This window comes from Stenotrophomonas sp. 1L-E-5-B-C3, from assembly GCF_057292075.1.
Window position 1 is genome coordinate 45,440 of sequence record NZ_JBXAWS010000008.1, and the last position, 15,556, is coordinate 60,995.

Annotated in this window: 14 protein-coding genes; 5 read left to right on the forward strand and 9 right to left on the reverse strand. The window is 66.8% G+C overall.

Translation table 11 applies throughout. From position 1 onward, the window contains the following. The first annotated feature begins 81 nt into the window (after window positions 1-81). Together AC0Z6F_RS12120 and AC0Z6F_RS12125 are read left to right on the forward strand one after the other, a co-directional pair. Window positions 82-858, forward strand: a complete 777-nt coding sequence (locus AC0Z6F_RS12120; protein WP_005414446.1) for an AMP nucleosidase — start codon at window positions 82-84, stop codon at window positions 856-858. Window positions 859-901: 43 nt separating this feature from the next. Next, window positions 902-1,441 (forward strand): DUF924 family protein, encoded by a 540-nt coding sequence (locus AC0Z6F_RS12125; protein ID WP_049421811.1) that lies wholly within the window; start codon window positions 902-904, stop codon window positions 1,439-1,441. Between the two features lie 77 nt (window positions 1,442-1,518). On the opposite strand, the gene grxD is transcribed toward AC0Z6F_RS12125, so the two are convergent. Next, a complete protein-coding gene (gene grxD, locus AC0Z6F_RS12130; protein ID WP_012512068.1) occupies window positions 1,519-2,445 on the reverse strand; it encodes a Grx4 family monothiol glutaredoxin in 927 nt (308 codons plus the stop codon). A 59-nt stretch (window positions 2,446-2,504) separates the two neighbouring features. Between grxD and AC0Z6F_RS12135 the strand changes: the two genes are divergently transcribed. Continuing rightward, complete coding sequence (locus tag AC0Z6F_RS12135; RefSeq protein ID WP_485616916.1) at window positions 2,505-3,284, forward strand: polysaccharide deacetylase family protein; 780 nt, start codon at window positions 2,505-2,507, stop codon at window positions 3,282-3,284. 68 nt (window positions 3,285-3,352) lie between these two features. Here AC0Z6F_RS12135 and AC0Z6F_RS12140 read toward each other — a convergent pair whose 3' ends face one another. From AC0Z6F_RS12140 to AC0Z6F_RS12150, 3 genes are read right to left on the reverse strand one after another with little or no spacing between them, the layout of a single operon-like run. Further along, window positions 3,353-4,069, reverse strand: coding sequence for a class I SAM-dependent methyltransferase (locus tag AC0Z6F_RS12140; RefSeq protein WP_012512066.1), 717 nt, complete (start codon window positions 4,067-4,069; stop codon window positions 3,353-3,355). Window positions 4,070-4,073: 4 nt separating this feature from the next. Continuing rightward, the gene (locus AC0Z6F_RS12145; RefSeq protein ID WP_012512065.1) at window positions 4,074-4,691 is read right to left on the reverse strand and encodes an SGNH/GDSL hydrolase family protein; all 618 of its coding nucleotides are present in this window, start codon (window positions 4,689-4,691) and stop codon (window positions 4,074-4,076) included. A gap of 3 nt (window positions 4,692-4,694) precedes the next feature. Next, window positions 4,695-5,969 (reverse strand): pyridoxal phosphate-dependent aminotransferase, encoded by a 1,275-nt coding sequence (locus AC0Z6F_RS12150; protein ID WP_485616917.1) that lies wholly within the window; start codon window positions 5,967-5,969, stop codon window positions 4,695-4,697. A 114-nt stretch (window positions 5,970-6,083) separates the two neighbouring features. Here AC0Z6F_RS12150 and rsgA point away from each other — a divergent pair, with 114 nt between their 5' ends. Further along, window positions 6,084-7,193 carry a ribosome small subunit-dependent GTPase A gene (gene rsgA, locus AC0Z6F_RS12155; protein ID WP_065724714.1) on the forward strand — a complete coding sequence of 370 codons (1,110 nt, stop codon included), beginning with the start codon at window positions 6,084-6,086 and terminating at the stop codon, window positions 7,191-7,193. Between the two features lie 210 nt (window positions 7,194-7,403). Beyond that, window positions 7,404-8,657: a flavohemoglobin expression-modulating QEGLA motif protein gene (locus tag AC0Z6F_RS12160; protein WP_012512063.1), complete on the forward strand. Its 1,254-nt coding sequence runs from the start codon at window positions 7,404-7,406 to the stop codon at window positions 8,655-8,657. A gap of 428 nt (window positions 8,658-9,085) precedes the next feature. Here AC0Z6F_RS12160 and AC0Z6F_RS12165 read toward each other — a convergent pair whose 3' ends face one another. From AC0Z6F_RS12165 to AC0Z6F_RS12185, 5 genes are all read right to left on the reverse strand, one after another. Beyond that, window positions 9,086-11,383: a TonB-dependent receptor gene (locus AC0Z6F_RS12165; protein ID WP_100435260.1), complete on the reverse strand. Its 2,298-nt coding sequence runs from the start codon at window positions 11,381-11,383 to the stop codon at window positions 9,086-9,088. 137 nt (window positions 11,384-11,520) lie between these two features. Next, the gene (locus tag AC0Z6F_RS12170) at window positions 11,521-11,781 is read right to left on the reverse strand and encodes a hypothetical protein (protein ID WP_180889640.1); all 261 of its coding nucleotides are present in this window, start codon (window positions 11,779-11,781) and stop codon (window positions 11,521-11,523) included. Window positions 11,782-11,986: 205 nt separating this feature from the next. Next, window positions 11,987-12,727 (reverse strand): acetoacetyl-CoA reductase, encoded by a 741-nt coding sequence (gene phbB / locus AC0Z6F_RS12175; RefSeq protein ID WP_012512061.1) that lies wholly within the window; start codon window positions 12,725-12,727, stop codon window positions 11,987-11,989. A gap of 24 nt (window positions 12,728-12,751) precedes the next feature. Further along, on the reverse strand, window positions 12,752-14,080 hold the full coding sequence (locus AC0Z6F_RS12180; RefSeq protein WP_100435267.1) for a CitMHS family transporter: 1,329 nt from the start codon (window positions 14,078-14,080) through the stop codon (window positions 12,752-12,754). A 75-nt stretch (window positions 14,081-14,155) separates the two neighbouring features. Next, window positions 14,156-15,295 carry an OprO/OprP family phosphate-selective porin gene (locus AC0Z6F_RS12185; RefSeq protein WP_485616919.1) on the reverse strand — a complete coding sequence of 380 codons (1,140 nt, stop codon included), beginning with the start codon at window positions 15,293-15,295 and terminating at the stop codon, window positions 14,156-14,158. Window positions 15,296-15,556: the final 261 nt, after the last annotated feature.

Consider the following 15,556-nt stretch of genomic DNA (forward strand, 5'->3'; position numbering starts at 1 on the left):
TTCACATGGTGGCGTGCGGCTGCTCGACGGCATCGCCCGGCTGGCCGAAAATAGCCGGTCCCCCGCCGTACCGGACCGTCCATGAAGAGCAAGCAGGAAATCGTCGACAACTGGCTGCCGCGCTATACCGGCGTACCGCTGGACCAGTTCGGCCAGCACATCCTGCTGACCAACTTCGGCGGCTACCTGCATACGTTCTCGGAGCTGACCGGTGCGCCGGTCATCGGCCTGGACCGGCCGATGGCCAGTGCCACCATCGATGGCATCACCATGATCAACTTCGGCATGGGCAGTCCCAATGCCGCGATCATCATGGACCTGCTGTCGGCGGTGATGCCCAAGGCGGTGTTGTTCCTGGGCAAGTGCGGCGGCCTCAAGCGCAAGAACCAGCTGGGCGACCTGGTGCTCCCGATCGCGGCGATCCGCGGCGAGGGCACCTCGGGCGACTACCTGCCACCGGAAGTACCGGCGCTGCCGGCCTTCGCGCTGCAGCGTGCGGTTTCGACCATGATCCGCGACCTCGGCCACGATTACTGGACCGGCACCGTCTACACCACCAACCGCCGGGTCTGGGAGCACGACGAGGCCTTCAAGGAGCGGCTGCGGGCAATGCGCTGCATGGCCATCGACATGGAAACGGCTACGGTGTTCGCCGCCGGCTTCGCCAACCACATCCCCAGCGGCGCGCTGCTGCTGGTTTCGGACCAGCCGATGATCCCGGACGGGGTCAAGACCGAGGCCTCCGATGCCAAGGTCAGCTCCCAGTTCGTGGAAAACCATATCCAGATCGGCATCGAGGCGCTTAAGCTTATCCGGCGCAACGGCAAGTCGGTCCGCCACCTGCGCTTCGACGAATGATGATGAAGGCCGGACGCGGGGCGTCCGGGCCTGGGAGTAGGTAATGGACGTTGCCGCGCAAGTGGTGGAATTCTGGAAGGAGGCGGGCCCTGCGAAGTGGTTCGCCCGCGACGACGCGTTCGACGCGCAGTTCCGCCAGTTGTTTCTGGATGAGCATTTCGCAGCGGCGTCGCGCGCGCGCGAACATTGGCTGGGCAGTGCCGAAGGGGCGCTGGCCCTGATGCTGCTGTTGGACCAGTTCCCGCGCAACTGCTTCCGTGGTACCGCGCATTCCTATGCGACCGACGGCTTGGCGCGGCATTACGCCATGCGTGCCATCGAGGAAGGCCTGGACCTGCAGCTGGTGCCCAAGCTGCGCGCCTTCATCTATCTGCCGTTCGAACATTCCGAGGATCCGCTGGACCAGGACCGTTCGGTGGCGATGTTCGACGTGCTGGGTGACAAGGAATACCTGCAGTACGCCGAACTGCACCGCGACATCATCCGCCGCTTCGGTCGCTTCCCGCATCGCAACGCCGTGCTGGGCCGCATCCCCACGCCGGAAGAACTGGATTACCTGGCCGAAGGCGGGTTCGCCGGCTAAGAAAAAGGGGACGGAGGGGATTAAGTCGTTTGAGGCACAAACGACTTAATCCCCTCCGTCCCCTTTTTCAGTGCCGATCAGTACTTCGGCACGCCGTTGTCCACGTCTTCCGACCAGGCGTTGATGCCGCCGGTGACGTTGAACACCTTGGTGAAGCCCAGGGCGCGGAACTGCTCGGCGGCCTGCGCACTGCGGCCACCGTGGTGGCACATGAAGGCCAGCGCGGTGTCCTTGGGCAGGGCTTCCAGCTCGGCGCGGCCGTTGCCGTCGAAGCTCTTGAACGGCACGCCGACCGCGGCGATGGCGCGCTCGTCGGCCGGGCGTACGTCCACCAGGGTGATGTTGCCGGCACGCACCAGGTCGTCGGCATCACGCACGCTGATTTCCTGTACCGGCTTGGGCGCGTTCGGGTTGTCGATCGCCAGGCCCTTGCCGCGGATGTCGTCCACCCAGTCGATGGTGATGCCATTGGCGCGACGGGCGCTGGCCAGGTCGAACTGCACGCGCAGGCCGTTGGACTCGGCGGCGATCGCGCCTTCGTCGTGCGGGGCCAGCTGGAAGTTCGGCTGGAAGCCGGCGTCGATGCTCAGCTGCAGGGCGGCGCCCGGGGCGTCGGCCAACGCGCCCTTGAGCATTTCCACGGCGGCCGGGGTGACGGTGATGCTCGGCGGGGTGCGGTCCGGTGCGGCCAGGCCGAGCACGCTGCTCAGCTCGCCGCTGGCGGCCATCTGCAGCACGATGTCGCTGCCGCCGACCAGTTCGCCGTCGATGTACAGCTGCGGGATCGTCGGCCAGTCGCCATAGGCCTTGATGCCCTCACGGATTTCCTGGTCGGCCAGCACGTTGACATGGGCGAACTCGACGCCGAGGTCCTGCAGGGCACCCACGGCCTTGGCCGAGAAACCACACTGCGGCATCGACGGCTGGCCCTTCATGAACAGCACGACGCGGTTGTCGTTGAGGATGGTTTCGATGCGCGAACGCAGGGCGGGATCGAGGGACATGGACGTCGGGGTTCCGGGAATTCGAATCGCCAATTCTAACCCCCATGGCATCATGGGGGATGAGCAACACAGGAACATTGCATCGCTTCCCGGCCCGCCCCTGGCGCTGGCTGCCTTGGCTGGTGGCGTCGCAGCTGGTCGTGATCCTGGTATGGGGGCTGGCCGGTTGGTATTGGGGCCTGCCGCTGATGGTGGCCAGCCATGCGCTGTTCATGGTGCCGGTGTTCCTGCCCAACAGCCGCTTCTATGCGCCGGTGCTGAGCCGGGTTCCGGATGCTGGCAACACGGTCTGGCTCACCATTGATGACGGTCCTGGCCCGGAAACCCGTGCCGTGCTTGACCTGCTGGACCGCCACCAGGCACGTGCAACCTTCTTCCTGGTGGGGGAACGAGCGCTGGCGCAGCCGGAACTGGTGACCGAGATCCTGCGCCGTGGCCACGACCTGGGCAATCACAGTCACAGCCACCCGCAGGCGCGCTTCTGGCGGCTGGGCCCGGCCGCGATGCGCGCCGAGATCGAGGGCTGCCAGCACGCACTGCAGGCGCTGGGTGGCCAGCCGGTGCGCTGGTACCGCTCTGTGGTGGGCATGACCAATCCGTTCGTAGCGCCGGTGCTGCAGCGGTTGGGCCTGGTCCGGGTGGGCTGGAGCGCGCGCGGCTTCGACGGGGTCGGCTGCACGCCGGATGGCGTGCTGGCACGGCTGCTGCCGGACCTGCGCCCGGGCGCCATCGTGCTGCTGCATGAAGGTGCGGTGCACGGCCACAACCTGGCCATCATCGAGCGCGTGCTGCAGGCGTTGGACGAGCGTGGGTTGAAGGCGCAGCTGCCGGCCGGATAACCGGTAGCGCCGGGCCACGCCCGGCGAGCGCAGCGGCATGGATGGAATCCGCCGGGCATGGCCCGGCGCTACCGGATGCGGTGCGCCACCAGCAGCCAGCTGTTGAAGGGGGTACGCCCGTGCAGCGGCCGGGGCGACGTCACCTGCAATCCGGCCTCGATCAATGTCGCCTGCAGCACCTGCGGATCCGGATAGTGGCGCGGTCGCGTGCCCATCCAGCCGACCAGCCAGGCCAGCCTGTCCGCCACCCGCGTGGTGCGGTCGCGGCCATCGCCGGTGGCCAGCGGTGTACGCAGCAGCAGGCAGCCGCCGTGGGCCACCTGCGCGCTGGCCGCGCGCAGCAGGGCCTGCTGTGGGCCCGCATCCAGGTACTGAAGCACATCCAGCAGCAGGACGTGCCCGGCCTGCGCCGGCAGCGGCGCCTGTACATCCAGGCAGTCGAAGTGCACATCGTGCAGGTGGGCGGCGGCGCGTTGCGCGCGGGTGATCTTGCCGGCATCCACGTCCACCCCCAGATAGCGCTGGCTGCCGCCGCGCTGGCGCAGCACATGGGCGAACAGGCCCAGCCCGCAACCGAGGTCCAGCAGCGGCTGCCCGTCGTCAGGCAGATGCTGCAGCACGCCGTCGTACAACGGGTCGCTGCCGAGCTTGCCGCGGGTGTAGTAGTAGTCGCGGCGGCTGCCCCAGGCCTGTGCTGGGCGGAACGCCTCGGCGATCGCGCGGGCCTGCGGGGCGGTCAGGGGCGTGCAGGGCAGGGGCGGGCCGTTCCGTGGCGTGCCGTCCATCGCCTCAGTCCGTGCCGCCAAGCAGGTGCGCGGCCACCGGCAGGGCGCGCGCGCTCCACAGCGCGTACATCCGCGCCGAAGGATGCAGGCCGTCCTCGGCAATCATCGTCGGGTCTTCGCCCTGCGCGCGGCTGATATCGGTGATATCGACGAAGGCCACGCCCAGCCGGGTGCTGATCACCTCGGCGGCCGCGTTGAACTCGTCGGTCTCGATCTCGATCGCGGCCAGGTCACGGCCACTACCGGCGCCGAACGGGGTTGCGCCCCAGTCGGGGAAGGACAGCACCAATACACGCTCGGGGTGACCACCGGCAAAGCCAATCGCACGTTGCAGCAGCGCCTGGAACTGGACGCGGTATTCGTCCAGCGGACGCCCGCGGTACTGGTTGTTGACGCCGATCAGCAGGCTGACGAAATCGAACGGGCCCTGTGGCGCGGCCGCATCGATGCCAGCATCGAGTTCGTCGGTGGTCCAGCCGGTAGTCGCAATGGTCTGCGGATCGGACAGCTCAATGCCCTGTGCACGCAGCGCGGCGGCCAGCTGGTGCGGCCAGCGGCCTTCGACTGCAACCGCTTCACCGATGGTGTACGAATCGCCCAGCGCCAGGTAGGACAGGGTCACAGCTCAGGCCACCGAACGGCGTGGCTTCAACGGCACGACCTTGGTCGCGTCTTCGGCGCGGCGGGCCAGCACGCGGTCGATGCGCGCGAACACATCGCGCATCACCGAGGCTTCCGGCAGCAGGGTCACGCGGAAATGATGGCGGTAGGGCACGTTGAAGCTGGAGCCCGGCACCACCAGCACGCCTTCGTTGTTCATCAGGTCCAGCGCGAAGTTGTGGTCGTCAAAGCCCTTGGCGGCGGCACCGACCACGGCCGGGAACGCGTACAGCGCACCGGCAGGCGCGACCAGCGACAGGTGTTCGCTGGCTTCGCAGGCCTCGATCACCGCGCGGCGGGTTTCATACAGGCGGCCACCCGGGGTGCACAGCTCGGAGATGGTGTCCGGGCCATTCACCGCGGCATCGATGGCGTACTGGCCCGGCACGTTTGCGCACAGGCGCAGCGCACCGAGCAGGTCCAGTGCTGCGCGGAAGTCACCCAGGCGCGCATCGTCGCCGCTGAGGTGGGCCCAGCCCACGCGCCAGCCGCAGGCGCGGTGCACCTTGCTAAGGCCACTGAAGGTCAGGCACGGGTGGTCGCCGGCCAGCGGCGCGACCGGCTGGAACACCGCGTCGTCGTACAGGATCTGGTCGTAGATCTCATCGACCAGCAGCAGCAGGTTGTGGCGGCGCGCGATCTCGACCACGCGTTCCAGCAGCTCGCGTGGGTAGCTGGCGCCGCTGGGATTGTTCGGGTTGATCAGCACGATGGCGCGGGTGCGCGAGGACACCAGCGTCTCGATTTCGCTCGGGTCCGGCTGGAAGCCGTTCTCCGGCGCACAGCGGTAGTACACCGGGCGGCCGTCATTGAGGATGGTCGAGGCCGACCACAGCGGATAGTCCGGCGAGGGCACCAGCACTTCGTCGCCCGGGTTGAGCAGGGCGCGCAGCGACAGGTCGATCAACTCGCTGACGCCGTTGCCGACGAACACGCGGTCCGGGTGTGCATCGGGCGCACCGCGACGGGCGTAGGCCGCGGCAATGGCTTCACGCGCTTCCGGCAGGCCCTGCTGGTGGGTATAGGGATCGGTGCGGCCCATGTCATCGGCGATCGCGCGCTGCAGGTGTTCCGGTGCACGGAAGCCGAACGCACCGGGGTTGCCGATGTTGAGCTTGATCAGCTTGCGGCCCTGCGCTTCCAGCTCCCGCGCTCGCCGTGCCAGTTCTCCGCGGATTTCGTAGCGCACTTCGGAGAGGCGCTCGCGGATGACCAGGGGCTTGGGCGAGGGGGTGGACATGGGCGGTGGGCCGTCGAATGGCATGGGGCTTCCATGGTAGCGGAATTGCTGCAGCGCATGGCAAGGCCCCAGGGCCTGCCGTTGTTGGGCTGGCGGGGCACTGGCACAGGTAGAATGGCGGCGATGACCCAGACTCCCGATTTCACCGCCCTGCAGACCATCGGCTGGCCCTGGCCGGGCCCGGCGCAGCAGGCCGACTGGCAGGCTGTGATGGCCGCCCACCCGCAGGCCCGCCCGGCGCGGGTGATCGAACAGCACCGAACGCACTATGTCGTGGCCGATGGCCCGGATGCGGCAATCAAGGCCGAATCACTGCCGGAATGGCAGCGCCCGCGCTTCCCCAGCCACGAACGGCCGGCGGTGGGCGACTGGGTCCTGCTGGATGGCATCCGCATCGTTGCCCTGCTGCCACGGCGTACCGCGATCAAGCGTGGCGCGGCCGGCGAGCATTACCACCAGCAGGTGATCGCGGCCAACATCGATACGGTGTTCATCGTCTGTGGCCTGGATGCCGACTTCAACCCGCGCCGCATCGAGCGTTACCTGCTGCTGGTCGGCGGTGGCGGCGCCGAACCGGTGGTGGTGCTGACCAAGGCCGACCAGACCGAATACAGCGAGGATGCGCTGGCGGTGCTGGAAGAGCTGGAGATGCAGGGCATCGCCCTGCATGCGATCAACGGCCTGGATGCCGACAGCGTGGCGGTGCTGGAACCATGGCTGGGCCCGGGCCGCACGGTGGTGCTGGTGGGGTCTTCCGGTGCCGGCAAGTCGACGCTGACCAACACGCTGCTGGGCGAGCAACGGATGAAGACCAATACGGTGCGCGCCAACGATTCGCGTGGTCGCCACACCACCACCCACCGCGCGCTGATGCCGTTGCCGATGGGTGCCTGCCTGATCGACACCCCCGGCATGCGCGAACTGAAGCCGACCGGTGAAGAGACGCTGGCCGAAGGCGGTTTCGCCGATATCGAAGCGCTGGCGGCGCAGTGCCGCTTCAACGACTGCATGCATCAACAGGAACCGGGCTGTGCCGTACGCGCAGCGATCGACGCAGGTGAGATTGAAGAAAGCCGGCTGCTGAACTACTTCAAGCTGAAGGAAGAAGTGGCCGCAGCTGCGGCAAAGCTGGCCGTGCGCCAGGCCGAAACCGCGCAGGAGCGTGGCGGCAAGAAGGGCAAGGGCCAGCAGTTCCGCCCGGCCGGCAAGCCGCGCAGGCGCTGATCGGTATCGCGGGGTCGGATCCCATTGCACCGCAATGGGCTCTGACCCCTGCAATGAAACCCGCCTCTGCCTGCTTCGGGTGGATGCCAACTGCCCGCTCCTGGTAGGTGCCAACCTTGGTTGGCACGGATCTGTCCGCAGCCCGCCTTCGGCGGATGCCAACCCAGGTTGGCACCTACCAACGTGCGGGCAGGGCGCTATAGTCCGCGCATGGAACCGACTGCGACGCTGGACCGTGACGTGGCCCACCATGCAGCGCTCGATGCGCGCCTGGTCGAGGCCGTGGGAGGCATCCGCCTGCTGGGCCTGACCAGCTGGCCGGCGACGCTGCAGGCACCGTTCCTGGCCAGCGTGGCACGCGGCCAGCCGGTACTGCCGAAGGTGGACTACCCGAAGCTGGATTTCAGCGAGGAACGTCGTGCGCTGGCCGCGATTGCCGCCGACTGCGACGACAGCCATCCACTGGGTCACTACGTGCGGCAGTCAGCACAGAGCTGGGACCTGGCCGCGCAGCTGCTGGAAGGACTGGGCACCGCCGCCGTCGACCGTTGCTCGGTGCAGCTTTTCGGTGCGCCCGAGCAGCCGCTGCCGGGAAATGGCCCAAGTACGCGTGAGGCTGCACGCCACTTCATCCAGATCGCCGCCGAACTGGACCACGAACTGCTGGCGCCGGAAGAACAGGTGCCGGTCTCGGCCATCGCTCTGCAACTGCAGCTGCAGAACGATCTGGACGCGTTCTTCGAATCGCGCATCATCCAGGTGCAGCTGGACCCGGAGCTGGTGTCCAAGGCCGCCGCCGGCCCGACCCGCATCCGCCTGCGCACCAGTGCACGCTTCAGCGCCTACGACCGCGCACAGCTGTTCCACCATGAAGCATTGGTGCATTCGCTGACCGCCCTGAACGGCCGCGAGCAGCCGGTGCTGCCGAGCCTGGCACTGTCCTCGCCGCGGGTGACGGCCACCCAGGAAGGGCTGGCCACCTTCGCCGAGCAGATCACCGGCAGCATCGACATCGAGCGCCTCAAGCGCATCAGCCTGCGTACTGAAGCGATTGCCATGGCACGCGAAGGCGCCGATTTCATCGAAGTGTTCCGCTATTTCTGCGATGCCGGGCAGAACGCTGAAGAAAGTTTCGCTTCGGCGCAGCGCGTGTTCCGTGGGGTACCGCCGAGTGGCGGCCTGGCGTTCACCAAGGACACGGTGTACCTGCGCGGCCTGGTGTCGGTGCACACGTTCTTCCGCCACATGCTGGCCGAGGACCGGTTGCAGGTCTGCCGCTGGTTGTTTGCCGGCAAGATGAGCCTGACCGACGCGATTGCGTTCGCGCCGTTGTTCGAGTCCGGTGTATTGAAGCCACCGCGTTGGCTGCCGCACTGGGTGAGCCGGGCGAACGGCCTGGCCGGCATGCTGGCGTTCTCGCTGTTCGCCAACCGGATACGGATGGACCAGCTGGCGCCGGAATGAAATGCGTTGGCGGACCCGCCAGCGCCTGCCTGCTATCGGTGGGGAGGAGGCGGGGCACCCTGGCCAGGACACGCAAAAGCCCCTCCATGGTGCTCGATGGCGCCATCCATGGCGCCAACGATCCTGGCCAGGGTGCCCCGCCTCCTCCAGACAGTTTTCTGCGGGCGCGGTAGCAGGTCCACCAGAGGGATTGCGCTTGAAAAGCAAAGAGCCGGGCAACGCCCGGCTCTTTGCTTTTGCTCCTCTTTGCCCTCCGCACCGTGGCGCGGGAAACCGTCGAGCAGGGTTGGATGGGCCGGCGCAGGACCGTTGGCGCCATGGATGGCGCCATCGAGCCCCCATGGATGGGTTTACGGCGTGTCCTGCGCCGGCCCATCCGGCCCTGCCCCGCAACGATAATCAAAACGCCGCGGGGCAACGCTTTCGACTTAGAACTCCGCCGCCACCGTCATGAACAGCTGCCGCGGCGCACTCGCATGGATCGCATAGCGCTTGCCCTCCGGATCGGTCGGTGCGAACGAGCTCAGCTGGCCGGCGTAGCGCTTGTTGGTCAGGTTGGTCGCGTTCAACGACACCCGCACGTTGCGCAGGCCCAGGCCCGGGCCGAAGTCGTAGCCCGCACCGGCGTCGAAGGTGGTCACGCCCGGCACCGACTGGTCGTTGGTGTAGGTGTAGTAACGCTTGCCGGTGTACTTGGCACGCAGGCTGGCGAAGAAGCCATCGCGGTTCCAGCTGATCTCACTGGACGCCATGCGCTGCGGCGTATCCACGGTGATCTTGCCGGCTACCGGCACCACCGCGCCGCCGGACAGGTAGTCGTCCTCGTAGGTCGTCTTGTTCCAGGACAGCGCGTTGTACCACTGCAGGCCGTCGATCGGCTTGAGGATGAAGGTCAGCTCCGCGCCGTGGCTCTTCACCGAACCGACGTTGATGAAGCGCGTCACGCACTCCGGACGTGTGCCGACTTCGATGCTTGAGCACGGGTTCAGCGACAGCAGGCGGTTGTCGAACTTCACGTTGTAGGCAGCGATCGACGCCTGGTACTTCTCACCGAAAGTACGGAAACCGGCTTCCAGGCTCTTCGACTTCTCGGGCTCCAGGCCGGCGCTGGCCGCGAACGATTCCGGCGACACCTGCAGCGGGCCGCCGCTGCCACCGCCGACGAAGGCAGCGATGTTTTCGGCATACGAGGCGAACAGCTCGTTGTTGGCGTTGAGCTTGAAGCCCAGGCCCAGCTGCGGCAGCACCGATTCCTTGGCAGTCAGCGTGCCTGAGGCGATGCTGGTTTCCACGCCCGGGTTGGCGGTGGCGCGCATGCGGGTGTTCGGGCTCTTGATGCCCACGTCCACGGTCAGGCGCTGGTCCAGGAAGCGCATGCGGTCCTGCACGTAGAACTGGCGCGTGCGGATGTCGAAGTCCTGGTTGAACAGCAGGCGGTCCGGGTTCTTCAAGTACAGGTCGTCCAGGAACGGACCGCTGATGTAGTAGAAGTTGCGCGAGACGTTATGGTCGTTCTGCTCGTACCACAGGCCGGCTTCCAGTTCGTGGATGCCCACCGTCCACGACAGCGCGGCGGTCAGGCCGTCGCGGTTGATCGTGTAGTTGGTGCTGCGGATCGAGATCGGCAGCATCTTGTCGGTGCCGGGGTAGGACGGCTGGCCCGGTGCCCACCAGTGGCCCTGGCCACGGTTGTCGTGGTGGTAGGCCAGCAGCTTCAGGCGGCCCTGCTCGCCCAGACGCAGGTCGGCATCGATCGAGTACAGGTTGTCGTCACGCAGTGCACGGCTCTGGTAGTACGCATCGTCGATGCTGTTGACGCCACCGCTGAACTTGCACTTGCTGCGGTCCAGCGTGCCCGGCGCGCAGTACGCGGCAGCCACTGCGCGGTCCCAGTCCGGCGCGTAGATGTTCCAGTCATAGCCCAGGCCGCGCGCCAGCATGTCCTTGGACAGGTAAGCGTAGTTGGCCTGGCTGGCACGCGATGTCGCGACGAATGCACCGAAACGATGGTCGCCGACGTTCCACACCGCCTTTGCGTTGAACTGGCGGGTGGTCTGGTTCTGGTACGGCGCGGCCCACATGTCCTGGTCCTGGTGCACGCCGGACACATAGGCCGAGAAGCCGTTGATGTCGCCGGTATCCACGCGCAGGTAGCCACGGCGCTGGCTGTTGTCGCCAACGGTGACGCTGGCGCGACCGCCGAACTCGGTGGAGGGGTCCATCGAGAAGTACTGGATGGTGCCGCCCAGGTTGCTGGTCGAGGCCACACCCAGCGAGCCGATGCCCTGCGACAGCTCGGCGCCGGCCAGGTTCTCGGCGATCAGTGCACGGGCGATGCTCAGGCCGTTGTAGTTGCCGTAGCTGTTGTCACCCAGCGGGATGCCGTCCAGCGTGTAGCCGAGGCGACTCTTGTCGAAGCCGCGCAGGCTGATGGTCTGCGACTCCTCGTTGGCACCGAAGGCATCGTTGGACTGCACCGACACACCTGGCAGGCGGTCGAGAATCTTCTGGCCGCTCGTGCCCGGCGGCAGTACCTGCTTGTCCACCGTGGTGATGCGCTGTACCTGGCGGGTCTCGCCCTGGCCGATCACGGAGACAGTATCCAACGTCTGTGCGCTCAGCGCGGCATCGGTGCTGGCGCCGGTATCGGCGGCAGAGGCGGCATGGGCGCTGGCGGCGGCGGAGAGCGCGATCGTCACGGCGATCGTCAGGTGTCGGGTCTGCATGGTGGTCCGTTGCATTGGGGGTGGTCACCGGCACGGATGCGCGGCGCATGGCCACTATGCGAACGGAACATGAAACCTTCTTTACGAAAAACCAACGAACAGTGCAGGGCAGTGGTGCGTGTCCTGCAACATTCCTGTCACGGCGGCGGTGCATCTGCCGGTTTGAGGATCACCTGCGCGACGCACGCGTGATGCAATCCGGGGAAGAGGTAGCTCATCCATCGGTCCGGGGACGGGTAGCTCAGCGTCAATGCCTGTTCGGGGGCATGGCCTGAAGGAGGAAGCACGAGCGCTGGCGCGATCTGGCGCTGGACGATCTGCCGACGCGTAACGCAGGCGCCCCCGACATCCAGGCGCACGGAGTGCACGTGCTGGTGATCGGCCTGCAGCAGGACCACGCCGCCGGTGATCCGAAGCGGTCCGGCCGTTCATCCATCGGGCTCAGCGAGCGTTGGCAGGTAAACACCGGTTCTGCCGATGTATCGGGCAATGCGTCCCGAAAATGCAGAAACAAAAAGAGGCCGGATCACCCTCGCAAGCGAAGGTTCACCGGCCCCGCGCACTCCGTGGGGGAGGCGGTCCACGTACTGCGTGGACGAGGGCTTAGCCCATGTACAGGCCACCGTTGACCGGATAATCGGCGCCGGTCACGTACGAGGCTTCATCCGAGGCCAGCCACGCACACAGGCCGGCCACTTCCTCCGGACGGCCCAGGCGCCGCACCGGCACCGAGGCGGCCAGCCGGTCCAGCACGTCCGGCGGGAAACTGCTGATGGCCTGGCTGGCGATATAGCCCGGCGACAAGGTGTTGACGGTGACACCACGCGAGGCCACTTCGGCGGCCAGTGCACGGCTGAAGCCGTGCATCGCGGCCTTGGCGGTGGCGTAGTTCACCTGGCCGATCTGGCCCTTGTGGGCGCTGACCGAGCCGATGTTGATGATGCGGCCCCAACCCCGCGTGGCCATGCCGTCGACGACCTGCTTGGTCAGGTTGAACAGCGAGTTGAGGTTGGAGGCGATCACCGCATTCCAGTCCTCCACCGTCATCTGCCGGAACAGCAGGTCGCGGCTGCCACCGGAATTGTTGACCAGCACGTCGACCTCACCGACTTCAGCGCGGACCTTGGCGAACGCGGCGCTGGTCGAGGCCCAGTCGGTGGCGTTGCCTTCGGAGGCGATGAAGTCGAAGCCCTGTTCGCGCTGCTCGCGCAGCCAGTTGGCCTTGCGCGGCGAGTTCGGTGCACAGCCAGCAACCACAGTGTGGCCGGCACGGGCCAGGCTCTGGCAGATGGCAGTGCCGACACTGCCCATGCCGCTGGTGACGTAAGCGATTCGAAGCGTCATTGCAGAAGGCTCCTTGGTAGAGGGTCAGGCAGCGAGCGGGTACAGGCCGAACAGCAGGCTGCCGATCATCAGCAGCATCGAGATGGCGATGGCCCACTTCAGGGTGAACTTCTGGTGGTCGGCGAATTCGACTTTGGCCAGGCCTACCAGCAGGTAGGTGGACGGCACCAGCGGGCTGAGCAGGTGCACCGGCTGGCCGGCCAGCGAGGCGCGCGCCATTTCCACCGGGGTGATGCCGTAGTTGCTGGCGGCCTCGGACAGGATCGGCAGCACGCCGAAGTAGAACGCGTCGTTGGACATGAAGAAGGTGAACGGCATCGACGCCACCGCCGTGATCACCGCCAGGTACGGGCCCCACGATTCCGGGATCACCGCCAGGAAGCTGTGCGACATTGCCTCGACCATGCCGGTGTTGTTGAGGATGCCGGTGAAGATGCCTGCGGCGAAGATCAGCGATACCACCGACAGCACGTTGCCGGCGTGGTTGACCACGCGGCGACGCTGCTCGGCCAGGTTCGGGTAGTTGATCACCAGGGCGATGGCGAAGCCGACCATGAACAGTACCGGCATCGGCAGGATGCCGATGATCAGCGCGGTCATCAGCGCCACGGTCAGGGCCAGGTTCACCCACAGCAGCTTCGGACGCTTGATGTCCTCGGCGTCTTCCACCGTCGGCAGCGCATTGCTGTCATCGGAAACGCTGTTGTCCATCCAGCTGCCACCCTTGGGCAGGGTCACCACACCCAGCCGGCGGCGTTCCTTCAGGCCCAGGTACCAGGCCAGCAGCAGCACGCCGGCGCAGGCGATCACCATCGACGGGATCAGCGGCACGAACACATCGGCCGGGTCCACGTGCAGCGCGGTGGCCGCGCGGGCGGTCGGGCCGCCCCACGGCGTCAGGTTCATCACGCCGCCGGCAAGGATGGTCACGCAGGTCATGTTCAGCGCGTTCATGCCCAGCCGCTGGTACAGCGGCAGCATCGCCGAGACGGTGATCATGTAGGTGGTCGAGCCATCACCATCGAGCGAGATCAGCATCGCCAGCACCGCGGTGCCGAGCACGATCTTCATCGGATCGCCCTTCACGAAGCGCAGGATGATCCGCACCAGCGGATCGAACAGGCCCGCATCGATCATCACGCCGAAGTAGAGGATGGCGAACATCAGCATCACGCCGGTCGGCGCGATCTTCTTGATGCCCTCCAGCATCATCTCGTCGAGGCCGGCGCCGAAGCCGCCGATCAGCGCGAACAGGATGGGGATGGTGATCAGGGCGACGAGCGGCGACAGGCGTTTGCTCATGATCAAGTACATGAACGTAATGACCATGCCAAAGCCGAGGATGCTCAGCATCATCTGCGGACTCCTTGCGAAAACAGGACGTGGGGGAGTGGAAGGGGCCCGGGCGGCATGCCCGGAATGTCGGGCTTAGAAGTCGTACTGCAGGCGGCCGGTGACCGCACGCGTGCGGTCCACCGTGACCCCGGCCAGGCGGTCGCGGTTGCGGCTTTCGATCACGTTGAGCATGAAGCGCAGGTTGTCGCGCAGGTACCAGTTGCCACCCAGCGTCCAGGCTTCGGTGCTGCCGCGGCGCAGGTCCGGCGCACCGTCGAGGTGCTGCGCGCCCCACATCTGGTCGTAGCGCAATGCCACTTCGAAGGCACCGGCCTTGTGGCGGATATCCTTCACCCGCGCGAAGCGGCCGGTCTTGCGGTCGTAGGCGCGGCTCTCGCCGGTGACGAACCAGCTGAGCATGCCGTAGGCGGCCATCACGTCACCGCGCTGGGCACCGTCATCGAAGGTGGCGCCACTGAATTCGCCCTGCCATGACAGCGGGCCGCGCACCTGCGCGTATTCCAGCGACCACTTGTTGACGTCGGTATCGCGGCCGGCGGAGAAGTTGACCAGGGTCAGGCGGCTTTCATCAGAGAGATGGCCGGCCGGACGCGGGCGGATGCTCAGGCCCGGGGTGCCGTTGGCGCCGGGGTTGTCGTAGGCCTCGCGGGCCAGCGACAGGCCCAGGTGCAGCACGTCGCCCTCGCTGGGCGAGGGGGCCCAGGTGACGCGGCCACCGGCGGCGCGGCCCTTCACCTGCCAGGCATCGATGCTTTCCAGGCTGTAGATGCTGGCCGCCCAGGTGAAGTCACCCGGATTGGCCTGCCACGACGCACCCAGGCGGTACAGCGGCGCCAGCGTGGTGCCGGCGTTGCCGCGCTCCAGGAAGCTGCCGTAGTTGGAGCTGGTGCGGTCATCCAGCGAGAAATACTGCTTGAACTGGCCGACGGTCAGCTTGCCGGCCTTGCCGAAGCTGCGTACCAGGTACACGTCCTTGGCCTCGACGCGATCGCCGGAGAAGTCGGCTTCCAGCTTGTAGTCGACCACGAAGAACTTGCCGGACACGTCCAGCCAGGCGCGGCGGATCTCGGTATCGTCCTTGTTCGGCGTGCCGCGGTTGTCGTTGTCGAAGGTGGCGAAGTCCAGGTGCAGACGGCCGCCCAGGCTGGCGGTGACCGGACGGTCGTCTTCGGCGGCAAAGGCCGCCGCCGACAGGGCAGCCAAAGCCATCATGGCGGCAGGACGCCGCCAGGCAAACGTGAATTCCACAAACCCTCCCAGGTGCACGCCAGGCGCGCGGCAATCGTGGGCACCGGACGGTGCGCGGCCGCAGTCTGGGTCGGGCAAGCTGTCATCGTCCTGTCAACGGATTGTGCGGTGCAGCGTAAAAGACCGCCGGGCACGGCCCGGCGCTACCCATGCGGTGTATCCCGGTAGCGCCGGTCCATGACCGGCGGGCGGCCCCGGCGTCATGCGGTAGCATTCGTTTCCCCT

Bases quoted from the DNA above. Each gene is read 5' to 3' on its own strand.
- AC0Z6F_RS12125 (WP_049421811.1), top strand. From the start codon at position 902: ATGGACGTTGCCGCGCAAGTGGTGGAATTCTGGAAGGAGGCGGGCCCT.
- AC0Z6F_RS12140 (WP_012512066.1), bottom strand. From the start codon at position 4,069: ATGGACGGCACGCCACGGAACGGCCCGCCCCTGCCCTGCACGCCCCTG.
- AC0Z6F_RS12150 (WP_485616917.1), bottom strand. From the start codon at position 5,969: ATGTCCACCCCCTCGCCCAAGCCCCTGGTCATCCGCGAGCGCCTCTCC.
- AC0Z6F_RS12185 (WP_485616919.1), bottom strand. From the start codon at position 15,295: ATGATGGCTTTGGCTGCCCTGTCGGCGGCGGCCTTTGCCGCCGAAGAC.
- rsgA (WP_065724714.1), top strand. From the start codon at position 6,084: ATGGCGGCGATGACCCAGACTCCCGATTTCACCGCCCTGCAGACCATC.
- AC0Z6F_RS12180 (WP_100435267.1), bottom strand. From the start codon at position 14,080: ATGCTGAGCATCCTCGGCTTTGGCATGGTCATTACGTTCATGTACTTG.
- AC0Z6F_RS12135 (WP_485616916.1), top strand. From the start codon at position 2,505: ATGAGCAACACAGGAACATTGCATCGCTTCCCGGCCCGCCCCTGGCGC.
- AC0Z6F_RS12160 (WP_012512063.1), top strand. From the start codon at position 7,404: ATGGAACCGACTGCGACGCTGGACCGTGACGTGGCCCACCATGCAGCG.
- AC0Z6F_RS12165 (WP_100435260.1), bottom strand. From the start codon at position 11,383: ATGCAGACCCGACACCTGACGATCGCCGTGACGATCGCGCTCTCCGCC.
- AC0Z6F_RS12120 (WP_005414446.1), top strand. From the start codon at position 82: ATGAAGAGCAAGCAGGAAATCGTCGACAACTGGCTGCCGCGCTATACC.
- grxD (WP_012512068.1), bottom strand. From the start codon at position 2,445: ATGTCCCTCGATCCCGCCCTGCGTTCGCGCATCGAAACCATCCTCAAC.
- phbB (WP_012512061.1), bottom strand. From the start codon at position 12,727: ATGACGCTTCGAATCGCTTACGTCACCAGCGGCATGGGCAGTGTCGGC.